Here is a 2,950-nt window from a genome sequence, read left to right as displayed (position 1 = left end):
ACGTGCTGGTGGGGCACTCGATCGGCGAGTTGGCCGCCGCGCACCTCGCGGGTCTGTGGTCGTTGGAGGACGCCTGCCGGGTGGTCGCCGCGCGCGCCGCGCTCCTGCAGGCGCTGCCCGACGGCGGTGCGATGGTCGCGGTCCAGGCCGCCGAGCACGAGGTCCTCCCGCTGCTGGCGGGCGCCGTCGACCTCGCGGCCGTCAACGGCCCCGACTCGGTCGTGCTGTCCGGGGCAGAGGCCGAGGTGCTCACCACCGCCGCCGCGCTCGCCGCGCGCGGGCACCGAACCAAGCGCCTCCGGGTGAACCGCGCGTTCCACTCCCGGCTCGTGGAGCCGGTGCTCGACGAGTTCCGGTCCGCGCTCGACCGGGTCGACTTCCGCACCCCCGAGGGTGTGGTGGTGTCGAACCTGACCGGTCGGATCGCGGGAGAGGAGCTGCGCACCCCCGACTACTGGGTGCGGCACGTCCGCGAGGCGGTCCGCTTCGGCGACGGGCTCGCCTCGGCGCGTGCGCACGGCGCCACCACCTTCGTGGAGATCGGCCCGGACGGCGTCCTCGGCGGCGCCGCGCGTGACGCCGACGTGATCACCGCCTCCAGGGGCGACCGGCCGGAGGTCGAGGCGCTGCTGTCCGCGCTCGGCGCGCTGCACGTGCGCGGCGTGCCCGTCGACTGGGACGAGGTGTTCCGGGGGACCGGCGCCCGCCGCGCCGATCTGCCCACCTACGCGTTCCAGCGCGAGCACTACTGGCTCACCGCCTCACCCCCGGACCGCTCCCGAGCGGACGGGCTGACCCACCGGGTGGTGTGGAAACCGCTGCCCGAACCGGAGGACCGCGACCTGCCAGGCCGGTGGCTGCTCGTGCTGCCGGACGGGCACGTGGACCACCCGGTGGCGGTCGGCCTGGGACAGGCGCTCGACGCCGGGGAGCCCGTGGTGCTCACCACCGGGGACACCGATCCCGACCTGGTCGCGGCCTCGCTCTCCACCGCCGGGTTCGACCGCGGCGTCGCGGGCGTGGTGTCGTTGCTCGCGCTGGCCGAGGAACCCCTGCCCGACCACCCCCGCGTGCCCGCCGGGCTCGCCTTGACCTCGGCGCTGGCGCGAGCCATGGCCGCCGCCGGTTCCACCGCCCCGCTGTGGTGCGCCACGACCGGGGCGACCGGGGCGGGCGGGCAACCCCCGCGCCACCACGCCCAAGCCGCCACGTGGGGGCTGGGGAGCGTGATCGCGCTGGAGCACCCCGAGCTGTGGGGCGGCCTGCTGGACCTGCCCGAGGAACCGGACGTCCTGACCTGGCGCAGGGTGCGCGGCGTCCTGGCCGCCCGGACCGAGGACCGGGTCGCGGTGCGCTCCGCCCCGCTCGCCCAGCGCCTCGTCCCCGCACCTCCGGGTGACGGCGCCGGGTGGCAACCGCGCGGCACGGTCCTGATCACCGGCGGCACCGGCGCGCTCGGCGCCCACGTCGCGCGCTCGGTCGCCGAGGGCGGGGCCGACCACGTCGTCCTCGTCAGCAGGCGCGGACCGGACGCGCCCGGCGCGGCGCGGCTCACCGCCGAGCTCGCCGACCTCGGAGCCAGGACCACCGTGCTCGCCTGCGACATCACCGATCGCGCCGCGCTGGCCGCCCTGGTCGGCGGCCTGACCGAGTTGGACGCCGTGGTGCACACCGCCGGGGTGGTGGACGACGGCGTGCTCGGGGCGCTGACCCCGGACAGGTTCGACGCGGTGCTCGCCCCCAAGGCCGCGGCGGCGGTCCACCTGCACGAGCTGACGCAGGGGCACGACCTGTCCGCGTTCGTGCTGTTCTCCTCGGCCGCGGGCACACTGGGCAACCCCGGTCAGGGCAACTACGCGGCGGCGAACGCCGTCCTGGACGCCCTCGCCGGTTACCGGCGTGGTCTCGGCCTGGCGGCGACCTCCGTGGCCTGGGGCGCCTGGGCGGGGGAGGGCATGGCCGCCGACGAGGCCACCGCCGAACGGCTCCGCCGCGACGGCGTCCTCCCCGTCGAGCCGAGCCGGGCGCTCGCCGCGCTGTGGCGGGCCGTCGGCGCGGCCGAGCCCACGGCCGTCGTCGCAGACCTCGACTGGTCCCGCTTCACCGCGCGCCTGCCACGGCCGTCCCGGCTGCTGGCTGATCTGCCCGGTGCGCGGGCGGTCCCCGCCCAAGCGCCTGGAACGGCCCAGTCCCTGCTCGGCAGGCTCACCGCGACCGCCGAGCACGAGCGCGCGGCCGTCCTGGTGGACCTGGTCGGCGCCGGGGTCGCCGCCGTCCTCGGCCACGCACAGGGAGCCGTGCCCGCCGAGCGGTCGTTCCGCGACCTCGGGTTCGACTCGCTCACCGGGGTGGAACTGCGCAACCGGTTGGCCACCGAGACGGGGCTGCGACTGCCCGCGACCCTGGTGTTCGACCACCCCACGCCCGAGGCCCTGGCCGAGCACCTGCTCACCCTGCTCCTGCCCCGCGACCCGGCGGGACGCGGTGACCCGCTCGCCGAGCTGGACCGCTTGGAGGCGGCGCTGGTCACCGCGGCCGAGGCGGACCGCGCCGAGGTCGCCTCCAGGCTGACCCGGCTGCTCTCCCGGTGGTCCGGGACCCCGGTCGTGGTGCGCGACCTGCGCGACACCGGCCGGGACGAGCTGCTCGACCTCATCGACAGGGAACTGGGGGTGTCTGACTGATGGAAGACGCGAAGCTGCTCGACTACCTCAAGCGGGTCACCACCGAGCTCCAGTCCACCAGGGAACGTCTCCGGCTGGTCGAGACGGCGGCGGTGGAGCCCGTCGCGATCGTCGGGATGGGCTGCCGGTTCCCCGGTGGCGCGCGCTCCCCGGAGCTGTTCTGGGAGCTGCTGGCGGACGGGGTCGACGCCCTCTCCGAGTTCCCCTCGGACCGGGGGTGGGACCTGGAGTCGTTGCACCACCCCGATCCCGACCACCGGGGCACC

2 protein-coding genes are annotated in these 2,950 nt (G+C 76.4%); both read left to right on the top strand.

Annotated features, from left to right (window positions below):
• Nucleotides 1-2,684: SDR family NAD(P)-dependent oxidoreductase (locus tag ACTUAL_RS12455; RefSeq protein ID WP_440900340.1), on the top strand; the 2,684-nt coding region annotated here is incomplete at its 5' end.
• Nucleotides 2,684-2,950 (top strand): beta-ketoacyl synthase N-terminal-like domain-containing protein (locus ACTUAL_RS12450; RefSeq protein WP_440900339.1); only part of this gene is annotated, 267 nt, incomplete at its 3' end. The genes ACTUAL_RS12455 and ACTUAL_RS12450, both read left to right, overlap by 1 nt.

It is taken from the genome of Actinosynnema sp., from assembly GCF_052038725.1.
The sequence above is the reverse complement of the archived record's forward strand: the minus strand, read 5'-3'. Positions and strand labels throughout refer to the sequence as shown.